Origin of the sequence: Pseudomonas sp. NPDC077649 (genome assembly GCF_044542855.1) — a bacterium.
GTDB lineage: Bacteria > Pseudomonadota > Gammaproteobacteria > Pseudomonadales > Pseudomonadaceae > Aquipseudomonas.
The window spans coordinates 189048-206096 of the sequence record NZ_JBITVF010000007.1; the positions used below are offsets into that span (position 1 = coordinate 189048).

At 68.3% G+C, this 17049-nt stretch carries 17 protein-coding genes and 1 pseudogene; 6 read left to right on the top strand and 12 right to left on the bottom strand.

Going from position 1 to position 17049, the window contains the following annotated elements; all coding sequences use genetic code 11:
- Positions 1–85: 85 nt before the first annotated feature.
- The 3 genes from ACIGFL_RS20005 (at position 86) to pyk (ending at position 3430) form a co-directional block, all read left to right on the top strand.
- Complete coding sequence (locus ACIGFL_RS20005) at positions 86–892, top strand: tetratricopeptide repeat protein (RefSeq protein WP_397498319.1); 807 nt, start codon at positions 86–88, stop codon at positions 890–892.
- 107 nt (positions 893–999) lie between these two features.
- Positions 1000–1923, top strand: coding sequence for a universal stress protein (locus ACIGFL_RS20010; protein WP_397498320.1), 924 nt, complete (start codon positions 1000–1002; stop codon positions 1921–1923).
- A gap of 55 nt (positions 1924–1978) precedes the next feature.
- Positions 1979–3430: a pyruvate kinase gene (gene pyk / locus ACIGFL_RS20015; protein ID WP_397498321.1), complete on the top strand. Its 1452-nt coding sequence runs from the start codon at positions 1979–1981 to the stop codon at positions 3428–3430.
- A 91-nt stretch (positions 3431–3521) separates the two neighbouring features.
- Here pyk and ACIGFL_RS20020 read toward each other — a convergent pair whose 3' ends face one another.
- The 3 genes from ACIGFL_RS20020 to ACIGFL_RS20030 all read right to left on the bottom strand — a co-directional run bounded on the left by ACIGFL_RS20020 (position 3522) and on the right by ACIGFL_RS20030 (position 6455).
- Positions 3522–4295 carry an enoyl-CoA hydratase gene (locus ACIGFL_RS20020; protein WP_397498322.1) on the bottom strand — a complete coding sequence of 258 codons (774 nt, stop codon included), beginning with the start codon at positions 4293–4295 and terminating at the stop codon, positions 3522–3524.
- 101 nt (positions 4296–4396) lie between these two features.
- A complete protein-coding gene (locus tag ACIGFL_RS20025; RefSeq protein WP_397498323.1) occupies positions 4397–5335 on the bottom strand; it encodes an iron-sulfur-binding ferredoxin reductase in 939 nt (312 codons plus the stop codon).
- Positions 5328–6455, bottom strand: a complete 1128-nt coding sequence (locus tag ACIGFL_RS20030) for a diguanylate cyclase domain-containing protein (protein ID WP_397498324.1) — start codon at positions 6453–6455, stop codon at positions 5328–5330. Before ACIGFL_RS20030 ends, ACIGFL_RS20025 begins: the two co-directional genes overlap by 8 nt.
- Before the next feature lie 362 nt (positions 6456–6817).
- On the opposite strand from ACIGFL_RS20030, the gene ACIGFL_RS20035 reads away from it, so the two are divergent.
- The gene (locus tag ACIGFL_RS20035; protein WP_397498325.1) at positions 6818–8341 is read left to right on the top strand and encodes a fumarate hydratase; all 1524 of its coding nucleotides are present in this window, start codon (positions 6818–6820) and stop codon (positions 8339–8341) included.
- Positions 8342–8566: 225 nt separating this feature from the next.
- On the top strand, positions 8567–9895 hold the full coding sequence (locus tag ACIGFL_RS20040; protein WP_397498326.1) for a beta-xylosidase: 1329 nt from the start codon (positions 8567–8569) through the stop codon (positions 9893–9895).
- A 231-nt stretch (positions 9896–10126) separates the two neighbouring features.
- Here the strand turns inward: ACIGFL_RS20040 and ACIGFL_RS20045 are convergent, their stop codons facing one another.
- The 8 genes from ACIGFL_RS20045 to ACIGFL_RS20080 all read right to left on the bottom strand — a co-directional run bounded on the left by ACIGFL_RS20045 (position 10127) and on the right by ACIGFL_RS20080 (position 16016).
- Positions 10127–10426 carry a ribbon-helix-helix domain-containing protein gene (locus ACIGFL_RS20045; protein ID WP_021442219.1) on the bottom strand — a complete coding sequence of 100 codons (300 nt, stop codon included), beginning with the start codon at positions 10424–10426 and terminating at the stop codon, positions 10127–10129.
- Between the two features lie 102 nt (positions 10427–10528).
- On the bottom strand, positions 10529–11113 hold the full coding sequence (locus tag ACIGFL_RS20050) for a DJ-1/PfpI family protein (RefSeq protein ID WP_397498394.1): 585 nt from the start codon (positions 11111–11113) through the stop codon (positions 10529–10531).
- A gap of 136 nt (positions 11114–11249) precedes the next feature.
- A complete protein-coding gene (locus ACIGFL_RS20055) occupies positions 11250–11858 on the bottom strand; it encodes a DUF2846 domain-containing protein (protein ID WP_397498327.1) in 609 nt (202 codons plus the stop codon).
- 78 nt (positions 11859–11936) lie between these two features.
- A complete protein-coding gene (locus tag ACIGFL_RS20060) occupies positions 11937–12704 on the bottom strand; it encodes a crotonase/enoyl-CoA hydratase family protein (protein WP_122108747.1) in 768 nt (255 codons plus the stop codon).
- 97 nt (positions 12705–12801) lie between these two features.
- Complete coding sequence (locus ACIGFL_RS20065) at positions 12802–13713, bottom strand: SDR family oxidoreductase (RefSeq protein ID WP_122108748.1); 912 nt, start codon at positions 13711–13713, stop codon at positions 12802–12804.
- Positions 13714–13822: 109 nt separating this feature from the next.
- Positions 13823–14353, bottom strand: a complete 531-nt coding sequence (locus ACIGFL_RS20070) for a DUF1569 domain-containing protein (RefSeq protein ID WP_397498328.1) — start codon at positions 14351–14353, stop codon at positions 13823–13825.
- On the bottom strand, positions 14332–15243 hold the full coding sequence (locus tag ACIGFL_RS20075) for an alpha/beta fold hydrolase (protein ID WP_397498329.1): 912 nt from the start codon (positions 15241–15243) through the stop codon (positions 14332–14334). The genes ACIGFL_RS20070 and ACIGFL_RS20075 overlap by 22 nt, the downstream gene beginning before the upstream one ends.
- Positions 15240–16016 (bottom strand): class II aldolase/adducin family protein, encoded by a 777-nt coding sequence (locus ACIGFL_RS20080; RefSeq protein ID WP_397498330.1) that lies wholly within the window; start codon positions 16014–16016, stop codon positions 15240–15242. Before ACIGFL_RS20080 ends, ACIGFL_RS20075 begins: the two co-directional genes overlap by 4 nt.
- A gap of 293 nt (positions 16017–16309) precedes the next feature.
- On the opposite strand from ACIGFL_RS20080, the pseudogene ACIGFL_RS20085 reads away from it, so the two are divergent.
- Positions 16310–16507 (top strand): annotated as a pseudogene (locus tag ACIGFL_RS20085) (LysR substrate-binding domain-containing protein); the annotation flags it as partial.
- Between the two features lie 13 nt (positions 16508–16520).
- Here ACIGFL_RS20085 and ACIGFL_RS20090 read toward each other — a convergent pair.
- A complete protein-coding gene (locus ACIGFL_RS20090) occupies positions 16521–16970 on the bottom strand; it encodes a flavodoxin (RefSeq protein WP_397498331.1) in 450 nt (149 codons plus the stop codon).
- Positions 16971–17049: the final 79 nt, after the last annotated feature.

Consider the following 17049-nt stretch of genomic DNA (forward strand, 5'->3'; position numbering starts at 1 on the left):
ATGGGTTGTGCCGCGCCCGCCTTGGCGCTGGGCGGGCGGCTGACTAGACTGCGGCGCATCGGCCGACTCCGGCCAAGGAGCCCGCATGCCGCGCACTCGCCTGATCCCATTTATCGCCCTCGCCGCGCTGCTGAGCGCCTGTGCCCCCACGACGCCGCTGTTTATCGCCCAGGTCACCACCAACGAGGTGGTCGAGTACAAGGCGCTGAAGACCAAGCGCATGACCGCCGCCATCGAAGAGGAAGGCGACCTGCTCACCTACAGCGCCATGGCCATCCGCGACGCCCACAGCGACAAGGCCGAGGCCCTGTACCTGGACGGCTACCGCGACCGCCAGCTGAGCGGCGAGGTGCGCGCCATCGCCCTGTACCAGATCGGCCTGATCTACATGAACCGCTTCAACGAGCAGCGCGACGACGCCAAGGCGCTCAACTACTTCTACCGGGTGCTCAACGAGTTTCCCGCCAGCCGGGCCGCCGGCCGGGCCGAGCAACGCATCACGCTGATCCGCCAGCGCAGCGAGGAGCCGCTGCACAAGACCTCGCGCGAGCTGCTGGCGCACTGGCAGCCGAGCCAGAACCTCGACCTGTACCAGAGCAGCCTCGATCCGGACATGACCCTGCTGTCGCGCCGTGCCGTGCTCAAGGGCCGCGTCGCCGAGGCCGAGGAGCTCTACCTGCTGGGCCTGGCCGACCCGCACGTGCCGGCCGGGATCAAGGAAAAGGCGCTGTACCAGCTGGCGCTGATGCACATGGCGGCGGACAACCCCGACGCCGACCGCGCCAAGGCCATCGCCTACCTGCGCCGCCTGCTGGTGCAGTACCCGGACGGCGAGCTCAGCGCCAAGGCCGCCCGCCACCTGGACATGGTGCTGAATCCGGCCGTGCGCTGAGCGGCGCCCGCCCTTCGTTCACCTCCTGGGACTAAGCTGACCCATATCAAGACAGGCGCCTGCAAGGCGCGCTGCAATGCCCGGGTCACCCTCGCGAGGTACAGACCATGAAACTGCAACGACTGCTGGTGGTCATCGACCCCAACCGCGACAGCCAGCCGGCGCTGCAACGCGCCGCCTGGCTGGCCCGGCACAACCCGGCGCAGCTGCACCTGCTGCTGGTGGACTATCACGCCGGCCTCGACGGCCGCCTGTTCGACAGTGCGATCCAGGCCAAAGGCCGCGCCGCGCTGCTGGAGCAGCACGGCCAATGGCTGGAGCAACGCATCGCGCCGCTGCGCAGCGGCGGTCTCGAGGTGCAGGTGGACATCCGCTGGGGCAAACGCCTGGACAAGGAGGTGCTGGCCAAGGTCGCCGAACTGCAGCCGGACCTGGTGCTCAAGTCCGCTGCGCACAACAGCCTGCTGCGCCGCCTGCTGCTGACCGACAGCTGCTGGCAGCTGATCCGCCATTGCCCGGTGCCGCTGTGGCTGGTGCACCACGCCGAGTGGCAGGGGCGCAGCCTGTGCGCCGCCCTCGATCCGCTGCACAGTGCCGACAAGCCGGCGGCCCTGGATCACCAGCTGATCCGCACGGCCATGGAGCTGAGCCAGCGCTTCGCCCTGCAGGCCCACTACCTGCACTGCCACGCGCCGCTGCCGCGCACCCTGGTGTTCGATGCGGCGATGGTCGCCGACTACGACAACTATGTGCGCGACAGCGCGAAAAGCCACCGCGAGGCCTTCGAGCAGCTGCTCGGCCAGTACCCCATCGCCCTGCCCGACACCCACCTGCTGGAAGGTTTCACCGAGGAAGTGCTGCCTCGTTTCGTGCGCGAGCACAATATCGACCTGCTGCTGATGGGCGCCATCGCCCGCGGCCAACTCGACACTGCCCTGATCGGCCACACCGCGGAGCGGGTGCTGGAGGCCGTGGAGTGCGACCTGCTGGTGCTCAAGGCGGATTCGTCACGTAGTGCAACGGAACAATGACTACAGCGAATCGCCGTAGTAGCCTCGCCGGCACATTCCATTAGGGAGTCCGCGCATGACCTTTCGCCGCACCAAAATCGTCGCCACCCTGGGCCCGGCCAGCAACTCGCCGGAAGTGCTCGAGCAGCTGATTCTCGCCGGCCTCGACGTGGCCCGCCTGAACTTCTCCCACGGCACGCCCGACGACCACAAGGCCCGCGCCCAGCTGGTGCGCGACCTGGCGGCCAAGCACGGCCGGCACGTGGCGCTGCTCGGCGACCTGCAGGGGCCGAAGATCCGCATCGCCAAGTTCGAGAACAAGCGCATCGAGCTCAAGGAAGGCGACCTGTTCCGCCTGTCCTCCAGCCACTCGCGCACGGCCGGCACCCAGGACGTGGTCGGCATCGACTACCCGGCGCTGATCCAGGACTGCGACGTTGGCGACGAGCTGCTGCTGGACGACGGCCGGGTGGTCATGCGCGTCGAGCTCAAGGGCGCCGACGAGCTGCACTGCCGCGTGCTGATTGGCGGCCCGCTGTCGGACAACAAGGGCATCAACCGCCGTGGCGGCGGCCTCACCGCGCCGGCGCTGACCGAGAAGGACAAGGTCGACATCAAGCTGGCCGCCGAAATGGACCTGGACTACCTCGCCGTGTCCTTCCCGCGCGACGCCGCCGACATGGCATATGCCCGCCGCCTGCTCACCGAGGCCGGCGGCACGGCCTGGCTGGTGGCCAAGATCGAGCGCGCCGAAGCGGTGGCCGACGACGAGACGCTGGACGGCCTGATCCGCGCCAGCGATGCGGTGATGGTGGCTCGCGGCGACCTCGCCGTGGAGATCGGCGATGCCGAGCTGGTCGGCATCCAGAAGAAGATCATCGCCCACGCCCGCCGCCTGAACAAAGCGGTGATCACCGCCACCCAGATGATGGAGTCGATGATCCACAGCCCGATGCCGACCCGCGCCGAGGTCTCCGACGTAGCCAACGCCGCGCTGGACTACACCGACGCGGTGATGCTGTCGGCCGAGAGCGCCGCCGGCGAATACCCGGTGGAAGCGGTCGAAGCCATGGCCCGCGTCTGCCTCGGCGCGGAAAAGCACCCGACCAGCCAGAAGTCCAGCCACCGCATCGGCCGCACCTTCGAGCGCTGCGACGAGAGCGTGGCCCTGGCCACCATGTACACCGCCAACCACTTCCCGGGCGTCAAGGCCATCATCAGCCTGACCGAAAGCGGCTACAGCCCGCTGATCATGTCGCGCATCCGCTCGTCGATCCCGATCTTCGCCTTCACCCCGCACCGCGAGGCGCAGGCCCGCGTGGCGCTGTTCCGCGGCGTCTACACCGTGCCCTTCGACCCGGCCGCACTGCCGGCCAACAAGGTCAGCCAGGCGGCGGTGGACGAGCTGCTCAAGCGCGGCGTGGTCGAGCCCGGCGACTGGGTGATCCTGACCAAGGGCGACAGCTACCACGGCACCGGCGGCACCAACACCATGAAGATCCTGCATGTCGGCGATCCGCTGGTTTAAGGCACAGCTGAACGCAAAAGGCCGCTCGAACGAGCGGCCTTTTGCTTTTCTGTGGGAGGCGCTTTAGCGGCGGTGCGCGCGACGCCACCCCCTACGCGAACCTGGAGAAATCCGGCTTTCTGCGCTGCATAAAGGCCGACAGCGCCTCGATGGCCTCGGGCGAGCGCAGGCGTTGGCCGAACAGTGCGCCCTCCTCCTCGATCACCCGGCGCAATTGCTCGCGATCCGGTGCGCGCATCAGGCGCTTGCTGTCGGCCAGCGCCGCGGGCGCCAGGTCGAGAAAGCGCAGCGCCATCTCGCGTGCCTTGGCCAGGGTCGCCGCGCCGTCGTCCAGCGCCTGGTTGGCGATGCCCCAGGCCGCCGCCTGCTCGCCGCTGAAGCTCTCGCCGAGCAGCAGCAGTTCGGCGGCGCGGGCGTGGCCGAGCAGACGCGGCAGGATCAGGCTGGAGCCGTACTCCGGGCACAGACCGAGGTTGACGAAGGGCATCTTCAGCTGCGCGTCGCGGCTGACGTAGACCAGGTCGCAGTGCAGCAGCAAGGTGGTGCCGATGCCCACCGCCGGCCCCGCCACCGCCGCCACCACCGGCTTGCTGAATTCGAACAGCGCACGCATGAACTGGAACACCTCGCTGTTCAGCCCGCTCGGCGGCGCCTGGATGAAGTCGGCGACGTCGTTGCCGCTGGTGAAGCACTGCTCGCCGCCGGTGAGCAGCACGGCGCGCACCGAGCGGTCGCGGTCGGCCTCGTACAGGATTTCAGCCATGCCGGCGTACATGGCGCGGGTCAGCGCGTTCTTCTTGTCCGGGCGCTGCATGCGCAGGGTCAACAGCGCACCGTCGCGCTCGATTTGCAGGAATTCGCTCATAGATGCTCCGAGGTCGTAGGCGCATGGATCCGTCTGAGCCGCGCACCGGAGGCCCGCTGTGATCGGCGCCAGTGTGCCCAGCCTGGATGGCCCCGCGCATCCTACATACGGGTTAGAAACAGGTCGGCAAACATCTGGCTACGCGGCAAACCGGCCATATAGAGGCGCCGCGCGAAGCTGTCGACCGTCGTGGGATGGCCGCAGAGTAAGGCGAGGGTCTGCCGCGAAACAAGCCGCAGTTCGGCCAAAGCAGCCGGCAACTGCGCCGCCGTCACCAGCTCGATCTGCAGCTGCGCATGCTCGGCAGCCAGCGCCTGCAGCTCGCCGGCCAGGTAGTGCTCGGCCGGCTCATGGGCCGCATGCAGCAGGCGGATGGCGCCGCGATGCTCCTGGCGCAGCGCCTCGCGCAGCACGCCGTAGAGCGGCGCCAGGCCGGTACCGGCGGCCAGCAGCCAGAGCGGCCGCGCCTGCCAATCGGGATCGTAGTGCAGCGCGCCGCCGCGCAACTCGCCCAGGCGCAGGTCGTCACCGAGCTGCAGGCGTCGCGCGGCGTCGCAGAAGGCGCCGGGCTGGCGGCAGTCGAGATGGAATTCCAGCCAGGCGTCCTCGCCCGGCAGGCTGGCCAGGGAATAGGGCCGCGCCACGCCGTCTGCGCTCCACAGCAGCAGGTGCTGGCCGGCCTGGTAGCGCAGCCGTCGCTCGGGTTGCAGGCGCAAGCGCAGCACGCTGGGGCTCAGCCAGTCGAGGCCGACCACCCTGGCGGCCAGGCCGTCGCGCTGCGGGTCGAAGGGTTCGACCTGCAGATCGCCGCCGACCTGACACTGGCAGGCCAGGCGCCAGCCCTCGGCGCGCTTGTCGGCGGCCAGCGCCTCGGGCTGCAGATCCAGCGGTTCGCCGGCCAGGCAGCGCACCAGGCAGGCGCGGCAGCTGCCGGCGCGGCAGCTGTAGGGCACTTTGATGCCGCCGGCCAGCAGGGCATCGAGCAGATTGGCCTGTTCGGCCACCTGCAATAATTTGGCGCCAACGCGCAATTCAGGCACCCGCTCTCTCCCAGCTGGCATCGCAGCGATTGCGGCCGCCGCGTTTGGCCTGGTACAGCGCCTGGTCGGCGCGCTGCAAGGCCTCCTCGAGGTCGTCGCCGGCGGCGAGCAGGGTCATGCCGGCGGACAGGCTGAGATTATCCACCTTTATCCCCACCGGTTCAGCCTGGGCGAAGGCTTCGCGCAGGCGTTCGCAGCAGGCGGTGAACTGGTCGGCATCGGTATTGGGCAGCAGCAGGACGAATTCCTCGCCGCCGTAGCGGGCGATGACGTCGCCGTCGCGCAGGCAGGCGCGCGCCACCGCGGCGAAAGTCTGCAGCACGCGGTCGCCGGCGGCGTGGCCATGGGCGTCGTTGATGCGCTTGAAGTGGTCCAGATCGATCAGCGCCAGGCCGTGCTGACGACCGGCGCCGAGATGCTGCAGCTCGCGGCCGGCCAGACGGAGGAAATGCCGGCGGTTGAACAGCCCGGTCAGCTCGTCGGTGGCCACCAGGTCCTCGAGCTGGCGCATCATGCCACGCAGGGTGTCCTGGTGCGCCTGCAGGGCGAAGCGGCGCTGACGCATGCGTTGGCGCATGGCCTGCACATAGCCGGTGAACAGGCACAGCCAGACCAGCAGGATGAACAGCACGCCGACTTGCAGCAGCGCCAGGCTAGGATCGCCGAGCTGCTCGCGGTAAGCCTGGATCAGGATCATGCCGGCGAAACCGAAGAAGGCGAACGCCGCGCAGCGCGCGAACACCCGCGGCGGCAACTGGAACACGCCGAACAGCAGGATCAGCACGTAGAACACCAGCAGGCTGCCACGCGCGCTGTCGAAGAAGGCCAACAGCAGCGGCTGCCAGGCCAGCGCCAGGAGCACCTGCACCTCGGTCAGGCTGGGGTCTTCGAAACGCAGGTTGCGCCCGGACAGAAACAGCCAGAGCAGCACCAGCTGACTGGCAAATATGCCCAGAGTCAGCCCGACAGCCGTGGCCAGGGAACCGCGAAACAGGCCGGCGAGAACGGCGAACCAGCACACCAGCGCCATCATCGCGTAGGTGGCGAAGGCCATGGCGAAGCGCTTGAGCAGCAGGCTCTGCAGGCTGCGTTGCGTTACCCGGTGGCTGGTTGGGCTCATGGGCTCCATCCCATACTGGCATCTGGCCGTTACTCTACCCCCGTGATCACAAATTGCCTAGCGCGCCGATAACCGCCCACAGCTAGCAGCATCGACCTTCGGCGGCTGTGCCCTGTGCGACCGGCGCGCTATACTGCCGCGCCTTTTTTGTTGCCTGCCAACCCTGGCGGCAACCCAAGGGGCCGTCGCGGAGCGACGTCAAAATTGCTCCCGGCATTTTTTGTGGCCCGCCAAGCTTGGCGGCCACCTGAGCAGACCGTCGCGGGGCGAGGTGAAATACCGTTCCCGACCATTTTTCGCCGTTGCGCCGGGTCATGATTCGGCGCTTCCTTATAGATGTTCCCTGATAGAGGAGCGCCCCCATGACCGTGATCAAGCAGGACGACCTGATCCAGAGCGTCGCCGACGCCCTGCAGTTCATCTCCTATTACCACCCCGTCGACTTCATCCAGGCCATGCACGAGGCCTACCTGAAGGAAGAGTCGCCGGCCGCCAAGGATTCCATGGCGCAGATCCTGATCAACTCGCGGATGTGCGCCACCGGCCACCGTCCAATCTGCCAGGACACCGGCATCGTCACCGTGTTCATCAAGGTCGGCATGGACGTGCGCTGGGACGGCGCCACCATGAGCGTCGACGACATGATCAACGAGGGCGTGCGCCGCGCCTACAACCTGCCGGAGAACGTCCTGCGCGCCTCGATCCTGGCCGACCCGGCAGGTGCCCGCAAGAACACCAAGGACAACACCCCGGCGGTGATCCACTACTCCATCGTCCCCGGCGACAAGGTGGAAGTGGACGTCGCGGCCAAGGGCGGCGGCTCGGAGAACAAGTCGAAGATGGCCATGCTCAACCCGTCCGACTCGATCGTCGACTGGGTGCTCAAGACCGTACCGACCATGGGCGCCGGCTGGTGCCCGCCGGGCATGCTCGGCATCGGCATCGGCGGTACCGCCGAGAAGGCCGCGGTGATGGCCAAGGAAGTGCTAATGGAGCACATCGACATCCACGAGCTGAAGGCCCGCGGCCCGCAGAACCGCATCGAGGAGCTGCGCCTGGAGCTGTTCGACAAGGTCAACCAGCTGGGCATCGGCGCCCAGGGCCTGGGCGGCCTGACCACCGTGCTCGACGTCAAGATCATGGACTACCCGACCCATGCCGCGTCCTTGCCGGTATGCATGATCCCCAACTGCGCCGCCACCCGTCACGCCCACTTCGTGCTGGACGGCAGCGGCCCGGCCGAGCTGGAAGCGCCGGACCTGTCCGCCTACCCGGAAATCGTCTGGGAAGCCGGCCCGAGCGCGCGCCGGGTCAACCTCGATACCCTGACCCCGGAAGAGGTGCAGAGCTGGCAGCCGGGCGAGACCGTGCTGCTCAACGGCAAGATGCTCACCGGCCGCGACGCCGCGCACAAGCGCATGGTCGACATGCTCAACAAGGGCGAAGAACTGCCGGTGGACCTCAAGGGCCGCTTCATCTACTACGTCGGCCCGGTCGATCCGGTGCGTGACGAAGTGGTCGGCCCGGCCGGCCCCACCACCGCCACGCGCATGGACAAGTTCACCCGGCAGATCCTCGAGCAGACCGGCCTGCTGGGCATGATCGGCAAGTCCGAGCGCGGTCCGATCGCCATCGATGCGATCCGCGACAACAAGGCCGTGTACCTGATGGCCGTCGGCGGCGCCGCCTACCTGGTCGCTCAGGCGATCAAGAAGTCGCAGGTGCTGGCCTTCCCCGAACTGGGCATGGAGGCGATCTACGAGTTCGAGGTCAAGGACATGCCGGTGACCGTGGCGGTCGACACCCAGGGCGAGTCGGTACATATCACCGGCCCGGCGATCTGGAACAAGAAGATCGCCGAAAGCCTGGCGGTGGAAGTGAAGTAAGCGCCAACGCAGATGACAGACCCGGCCGCGTGCCGGGTTTGTCGTTTCTGGCCCCGACAGCGCTAAGTGCGCATCCGCAGCGACGGTATTTTGGCTCGGCAAAATGCCACTAAACCGTCAGTCGCATTTCTCGCGCCCTTCGTCTTCCGCCCCGTCCTAGAGCGGTTCGCGCGCTATAAAAGCCCTATGCTGCAACTCTCAGAGTTCCGCCGCAGGGAGAGCGCCATGTCCAGTTTCGTCAGTTTTCTTCGCCGGCCGCTGCTGGCTGGCCTTGCCACCCTGCTGCTGAGCAGCCAACTGGCCCTGGCCGCCCCGTCGCACTCGCTGAAAGCGCCGCGGCCGCTGGTCTGGGCAGACTTTCTCGGCCTCAACGCGCAGCTGCACTGGTTCTCGGAAAGCGCCTATCGCCAGCAGATCGCCAAGCTCAAGGCGCTCAACCTGCAGTGGGTGCGCCTCGGCCTGCACTGGATGCTGCTGGAGCCGAGCCCCGGTCAATGGCGGCTGGACGAGCTCGACCGGCTGATCCAGGTGATGCACGAGGAGCAGCTCAAACCGCTGATGTACCTGGTCGGTTCGCCCGCCTTCGCCAGCTCGGCGCCGGCCGGGGCGAGCAATGTCGACCAGTACCCGCCGAGCAACCCGCAGCTGTTCGCCAGCAGCCTGGCCCACCTGGCCGGGCGCTATCCGCAGGTCGAGGCCTGGCAGGTGTGGAACGAACAGAACATCCCGCCGTTCTGGCAGCCGGCGGAAGACCCGCTGCACTATCGCCAGTTGCTGGAAAGCAGCCTCGATGCCCTCGGCGCGGTACGTCCGCAGGCCACCCAGGTGATGGGCGGCCACGCCTACTACAGCCAGATGCCGGTACGCGGCGGGCTGATGCTCGAGGCGCTGATGCACCTCGGTAGCCTCAAGCCGAACCGGGTCACCGCCTATCACCCCTACTCGCAGGAACCAGAGGGCGACGTGCCCGGTGCCGGCGACTTCCTGCTCAACGCCGGCACCCTCAACCAGCATCTGCGCCTGCTCGGCAGCGGGCCGATCTGGGCCACCGAGTTCGGCTGGTCGAGCTACGCCGGGCCGGTGGAGCTGCAGCCGATCATCGGCGAACAGGGCCAGGCCGACTACCTGCTGCGGCGCCTGGCGCTGATGAGCGCAATGGACTTCGACAAGGTGTTCCTCTTCACCCTCAGCGACCTGGACGCCCGCGCCACGCCGCGCGACCGCTTCTACGGCCTGCTGCGCCTGGACGGCAGCGAAAAACCCGCCTACCTGGCGCTCAAACGCTTTCTGCAGATCGCCGGCCCGAGCCTGACACCACTGACTCCGCCGGCCTTCGCCGACGCCCCGACGGGCATGCTCAGCATCGCCTGGCAACGCGCCGACGGCCGCTGGCTCTGGCTGTTCTGGGCCCAGCAGGCCGGTACGGTGCGCCTGCAACGAAGCGGCAGCGGCACCCTGCACAACCCGCTGCGCGGCACCAGCCAGACGCTGCGCAGCAGCGGTGGCGGCATCAACGTCAACGTGACCCGCGAACTGCAGATGCTGGTGCTCTAGACGCGCGCAGGCGGCAACCGGGCATCCATAGCCATTATGTTATGGATGCCATAGCCACAATCGAATTCATCAATGTCGAGCAGTGCCCGATCATGCATCCCTGTCAGCCATATCACTCAGGGATCCCCACCATGACCATGCTCAAACGCCTCTTCCAGCAAACCCGCCCGGCCCCGAAGCCGGCAGCGCCGGCCGTGCCGGAGCATCCGAACTTCTGGATGTACCAGTGATTCAACCGGCGCCGACCACCCGCAGCGGCACCGCGCGCCCGGCCTTCTGCGCCAGGTAGCGGGTGCAGCTGACGCGTAGGAAGGAGGCGAAGTTGACCACCTCGCCGCGAAAGTCCATGACCTCGTCGTAGAGCTTGGCGATCAGCTGGTTGGTGGTCATGCCGTCGACTTCGGCGATCTCGCGCAGGATGTCCCAGAACTGGTTCTCCAGGCGCAAGGTGGTCACCACGCCGTGGATGCGCAGCGAACGCGAGCGCGATTCGTAGAGGATGGGGTCGGCCTTTACATAGAGTTCGCACATGAGCGTCGCCTCCTGGAAACTTGTGGCAGCGTCGTAGCCCGGATGCAATCCGGGGAATATCGGCAATGATGCGCCGCGGATGGCGTCCGGGCTACGGCTCGACTACAGGCGAATCTCGGTGCCGAGCAGCTTGAGGAAGCCGGCCAGCCAGGCCGGATGCGCGGGCCAGGCCGGCGCGGTGGCCAGGTTGCCCTGCACGTGAGCCTGATCCACCGGGATATCCACGTAGCGGCCGCCGGCCAGCGTCACTTCCGGCGCGCAGGCCGGGTAGGCGCTGCATTCGCGGCCCTCCAGCACGCCGGCGGCGGCCAGCAGCTGGGCGCCGTGACAGACCGCGGCGATCGGCTTGTCGGCCTTGGCGAAGGCTTTTACCAGCGCCAACACTTCGCCATTCAGGCGCAGGTATTCCGGGGCACGGCCGCCGGGAATCAGCAGCGCGTCGTAATCCTCGGCCTTGACCTTGGCGAAGTCGAAATTGAGGGCGAAGTTGTGCCCCGGCTTCTCGCTGTAGGTCTGGTCGCCCTCGAAGTCGTGGATGGCGGTGCGCACGGTCTGCCCGGCGACCTTGTCCGGACACACCGCATGCACGCTGTGACCGACCATCTGCAGGGCCTGGAAGGGCACCATGGTTTCGTAGTCTTCGGCGTAGTCGCCGACCAGCATCAGAATCTTCTTGGCAGCCATGATCGTCTCCTGGGGGTGGATGCAACGGAGCCATTATTCGCCCCTACTTGCTCCGACAGGTAACAGCCCGGTACTACTCCCGTGCGCCCGTGCAGGCCGATGGTCGTTGCCGCGGGTTGGTACGCGCGGCGCCGCCAAATCAGATGCCGATCTTGTCCAGCGCCTGGCCGACCGAGCGCCAGAAGCCGCGCTGCGGGCGCTCCCCCTGCTGGTGATGGGCAGCGATGCGAGCCGGCGGCTGCACCAGGCGGGTGGCGCCCAGTTCGCGCTCGGCCAGCTCGGCCGACACCAGCTGCAGCGGGCCATCGCCACCGCCGTCCAGGGCGCCGCTGTGCGGCGGCGGGCCGTCCTCGTCGTAGCGCAGGTAGTAGGTGCCGCCCACGGCGGCATCCAGGCTGAAGCTGGAGATCAGGGTGAAGTCCAGCGGCCCGTCGGCCAGCAGGGTCCAGAAGCTGCCGGCCAGCGGCCGACGCATTTCCAGTCGATGGTTGGCCGCCTCGAACTCCAGCACCAGGTAGCCGTTGCTCGGCAGGCTGCCGATCATCTGGTTGTCGAGAAACAGCCCCGGCGCCTCCAGCTCCTGATCGGCCCAGTCGTTGCGCGGGCGGTACAGATAGACCAGGGAGTGATTCTCGTCGCTCAGCGCGTGGGGGGCGAAGGCTTCGCCGTCCAGGTCGCCGAAGAAGGCGCCGGGGGTCGAGCAGCCGACCAGCAGGACGGCGAGCAAGGGCAGCAGCAGGCGGCGCATCGAGCATTCCTTGTGAGGGGCATGCACGCAGCTTAGCCGGCCCGCGCACGGGCAACACCCGACAAAAGTGCGGCCCGTTCAGAAGGCGCCGTGGCGCCCCTTGCCGTCGCGAAAGCGCCGCGCGCCCTCCGCCGTCTCGCCGCTGGCCACCACCGCCAGGCCGCCGCGGAATTCGCCGGCCAGCGCCTCGTTCAGCGGCAGGTCCCACTGCGCATAGACACTGGCGCGGTCGGCCAGCAGGCAGCGCTGGGGGAAGGCGGCGAGCTGCGCCGCCAACTGCTGCGCCGCCGCCAGCGCCTGACCGGGGGCCACCACGCGGTTGACCAGGCCCATCTGCAGCGCCTCGTCCGCCGCCACCGGGCGGCCGCTCAGGATCAGGTCCAGCGCCCGGCCCTGGCCGACGATACGCGGCAGGCGCACCGTGCCGCCGTCGATCAGCGGCACGCCGAAGCGCCTGCAGAACACCCCGAGCAGCGCATCCTGCGCCATCACCCGCAGGTCGGCGAGCAGCGCCAGCTCCAGGCCGCCGGCCACGGCATGGCCCTCGATGGCGGCGATCAGCGGTTTGCCGAGCTGCATGCGACTCGGCCCCATGGGCGCATCGCCCTGCTCGTCCAGGCGATTGGCACGCTCGCCGCCCTCGGCCACCGCCGCCAGGTCGGCGCCGGCGCAGAAGGTGCCGCCGCTGCCGGTCAGCACCGCCACGCGCGCTTCATCGTCCGCCTCGAAGGCGCGCAAGGCCGCGGCCAGCGCCTCGGCCGTGGGGCGGTCGACGGCGTTGCGCGCCTGCGGCCGGTCGATGCTCAGGGTGGTCACCGGGCCGTTCTTCTCGACTATCACCGACATTAAGCTGCACTCCGCTGGCTGAACGAAAAAAGGCCGGCATCGCTGCCGGCCTTCGAGCCTAATCCGCCTGCGCGGGCGCGTCAGCCCGGCTGGCCGATCAGAGGGCGTACTTGTGCAGATTCGCCATCATTTCCCGGAGCGCCTCGACGTTGTCGGCCGGGTGCGCGGCGCCCTCGAAGTCGCAGATGCGCTGCCACTGCGCGGCCACGTCGTCCGGGCTGAAGCCGGCCTTGGGGTCGAAGCCGGCGCCCAGGCTGCGCTCCCAGCGCACCTTGCCGACCCAACCGCCGCCGACCTCGAACAGGCCGCCGCTGTCCTGGCAGGCGGCGCTGCCGAGGTAGACCACCAGCGGGCTGACCAGCTCGGGTTTGAGCTGCTCGAACACCTGCGGCGGAATCAGCCCCTCGGTCATGCGGGTGGCGCCGGTGGGGGCGATGGCGTTGACCAGGATGTTGTTCTTGCGCCCCTCGATGGCCAGGGTGCGGGTCAGGCCGTAGAGGCCGAGCTTGGCCATGCCGTAGTTGCTCTGGCCGAAGTTGCCGTAGATGCCGGAGGTGGACGAGGTGAAGATCACCCGCCCGTAGTTCTGCTCGCGCAGGTGCGGCCAGGCGGCGTGGGTGGTCTTGTAGGCGCCTTCGACATGGACCTTGTAGACCAGCTCCCAGTCGGCGTCCTCCATCTTGTGGAAGCTCTTGTCGCGCAGGATGCCGGCGTTGTTGACCAGCACGTCGATGCGGCCGAAGTGATCCAGCGCGGTCTGCACTATCTTGTCGCCGTCGGTCACCGAGTCGTGGTTGGCTACGGCATCGCCGCCGAAGGCCCTGATCTCTTCCACCACCTTGTCCGCCGCCGAGGCATTGGCGCCCTCGCCGTGGGTGCTGCCGCCGAGGTCGTTGACCACCACCTTGGCGCCATGGCGGGCGAACAGCAGCGCGTGGGCGCGGCCCAGACCGCCGCCGGCGCCGGTGACGATGACGACCTGATCCTCGAAACGAACCGCTTCACTCATGGCAGAAACTCCTCGGCAGTGGGCAATGGCAGCGAGTGTCACGCAGGGCCGCTGCGCTCACAACGAACCGGCCTGACGCTGAATGGTGCGCGATAAGGCGCCGGGATGGTCAGGCCGGACGGATCAGGCGCAGATGGTCGTACAGGTGCAGCACATGGGCCTGGGCGTACTCGGCGTGGCTCAGCGCGCCGTAGGCGAAATGCGGCTGCAGGGCGCCAGTGTGCGCGGCGAAGCGCTCGAAGGCGGCCTGCAGACGCTGCAGGGCAGCCGCCTGGCTCGCCGGCTCGGCCAGTGGCGCGGCGCCGGGAATCGCCTCGGTCAGCGGATGGCGCATGCCGCCACGGGCGCTGAACAGGGCGAAGGCGGCCGGGCCGAGGCTGTGGCGAAACCAGGCAGGTTTGAGCTGCGGAAAACCGTCCAGGGAATACTCGATGCTCTGCGCGCAGTGGTTGAATACCTCGCTCGGGCTCCAGCCCTGCAGGCTGACCAGTGGCCGGCCGGCCAGCTCGGCCAGCAGGCGCTGCGCCGCCGCCAGCTCGACGGCAGCCGGCGCCGGGCCGCCGGGCAGCGCCCAGAAACCAGCGCTGAGGGCCGCCACGCCGCTGGCGGCGGCGCCTTTCAACAGGGTGCGGCGCTGCATGCTGCGGTCTCCAGCCGCTGGCGAAACTCGAGGTAATGGGCGAGCACCAGCTCCGGCGCCTCGGTTTGCGGGTAGTGGCCGATGCCGTCGAGCAGCACCGTGTCGGGCTGCTCGATCAGCTCGCGGTAGCGCGCCACCATATGCGCGCCGGAGATCGGATCGACCGCACCGTCGATCACCCGCATGGGCACCGTGGTTTCCTGCATGGCCGCCACCCAGCGTGCGCGGCTGGCGCGGCGATCGAGGATGTAGCGGATCAGCCGGTGCATCACCTTGGGCCCGTCGTTATGTGCGATCAGCGCCCAGAAGGCGTCCAGCTCGGCCTCGCTGGGCGGCGTATGCGGGCCGAACACCTTGGCGAAGTTCTGCGCCAGGGTGCGCCGCGAGAACAACCGGCCGAGCAGCGGCCCCAGCGGGCCGAGCAGCAGTTTCTGGGTCAGCACCGGATAGTGGGTCTCGGGAAACAGGCCACCGTTGAGGAACACGCAGCTGGCCAACTGGATGCATCCGTCCTGATGGCGGGCCAGCAGCTCCTGGGCCACGCTGTCGCCGTAGTCGTGGGCCAGCACATGCAGCGGGCGCGTCTCGCCCAGGTGGGCCAGCAGCGCCTGCTGCAGGTCGGCCTGCTCCAGCAGGCTGTAGGCATGGCCGCGCGGCTTGGCCGAGTAGCCGAAGCCGAGCATGTCGCAGGCGATCAGCCGGTACTGGCGCGCCAGCGGCTGCCACAGGCGGTGCCAGTCCCAGCTGGCGGTGGGAAACCCGTGGATCAGCAGCAGCGGCTCGGCTGCCGCTTCGCCCGCCGTCCAGTAGCGAATCGCGTGCGGGCCGAAACGCAGCTCCTGCCCCTGGGCGCGCCAGGCGTCCAGGGCGATGCCGGGCAACGCCGTCACTGCGCGTAGCCCGGGTTGCAGCGGTCGAGCTTGCGCAGCAGCGCCGGCCAGGGCAGCGCGCCGCCCATGCCCTGCGAGCTCTTCATCACCCCGGCGAGCATCGCCCGGGCGCCGTCGAGAATCTGCTGCGGGATATGGATCAGCTCGCCGCCACCGCTCTGCGCCATGACCTGGATCTCGCAGGCGCGCTGCAGGGTGAACATGCCGAGGAAGGCGTCGGCGATGCTGCCGAAGGCGGTGAGCAGGCCGTGGTTGGGCAGGATCATGAAGTTCTTCTCGCCCAGGTCGGCCTGCAGCCGCGCCTTCTCGTCATGGTTCAGCGCCACGCCCTCGTAGCCGTGGTAGGCCAGGCTGGAAAGGACGAACAGCGACTGCTGCGACAGCGGCAGCAGGCCCTGCTGCTGCGCCGACACGGCGATGCCGGCGGCGGTATGGATATGCAGCACGCAGCCGACGTCGTGGCGCACCTCGTGCACGGCGCTGTGGATGGTGTAGCCGGCCGGGTTGATGTCGAAGGGGCTGTCCATCAGCTTGTTGCCGGCCAGGTCGACCTTGACCAGGCTGGAGGCGCTGATCTCGTCGAACATCAGGCCGTAGGGGTTGATCAGGAAGTCCTCGGTGCCCGGCACCTTGGCCGAGATGTGGGTGAAGATCAGGTCGTCCCAGCCGTACAGGGCGATCAGTCGGTAGCAGGCGGCCAGGTCGACGCGGGTCTGCCATTCGGCGGCGGATACCTGGTTCTTCACGTCGGGCAGATTCAGCGGAGCGTTCACGGCGGTCACCTCGATCTTGTTGTGGTTCGGCGGTGTCCGCAGTCTAGCCGCGCATGGGCCCTGCGATAGTTGCCCTGGCAGCCAAGCTGCTGACCCTGCGGGTCAATGACTCGAGCGTACGGGCTGCGATAAGGCGTCATTCGCCGCTCTTATGGAAGGCCATGCTCCATTCTGCGTCGACAGGGCACGCGGTTTTGCAGGAGCGGATTTATCCGCGAATGTCACGGCTGAAGCCGCTTCCACGGCCAATCATCGACAAAGGGGCCTTAAAGCAGGGCGATCAGCAGCGGCGCGGCCTGCCCCCGCAGGAAGGCGGCCGCAGCGGCCAGGCGAACTTTCTCGCCGCGCTGGAACGGCGGGGCGTGGTGCGCCGGCCATTGCTGGAGTCGGATCTGCGCTGGGATATCGCCTTTATCTGGCGGCGCGACGCCTACCTGTCACGCGCGGCGCAGGCCTGGCTGGAGCTGCTGGACGAGTCCCCGGCGCCGTAGGCCGCCTGCGGGGTCAGCCCTGCAGCGCGGCGGCGAAGGCCTGCAACCAGGGCTCGGCGTCGCGTTCCGGGGTGACCGTCTCGCTGGCGTCCAGGCGCAGCATCTCCACCACTTCGCGCAGACCCAGCTCGGCGTACAGCTCGCGCACCAGCTCACCGCCGCCGCAGAAGCTGTCGTAGCTGGAATCGCCCAGCGCCAGCACCGCGCCGGGTAGCCCCTGCCAGGCCGGCAGGTGATCGCGAATGGCGCCGTACAGCGGCAGCAAGTTGTCCGGCAGCTCGCCCATGCCGGTGGTGGAGGTCACGGTGAGAAAGGCCTCGGGGCCGAAGGCCAGCAGCTCTTCCAGGCTCAGGTTCGGCTTGTGCCAAGCCTCCAGCCCGGCGGCCTGGAGCAGGCGCTCGGCGTGGCGGGCAACTTCTTCGGCGGTGCCGTAGACCGACCCCGAGAGGATGGCGACTTTCATGACAACTCCTGAAACAGTGGCAAAGGCGGCGCATTATGCCGCAAGTGGACAGCCCGACCCGATGTTTTAGAATGCAGCG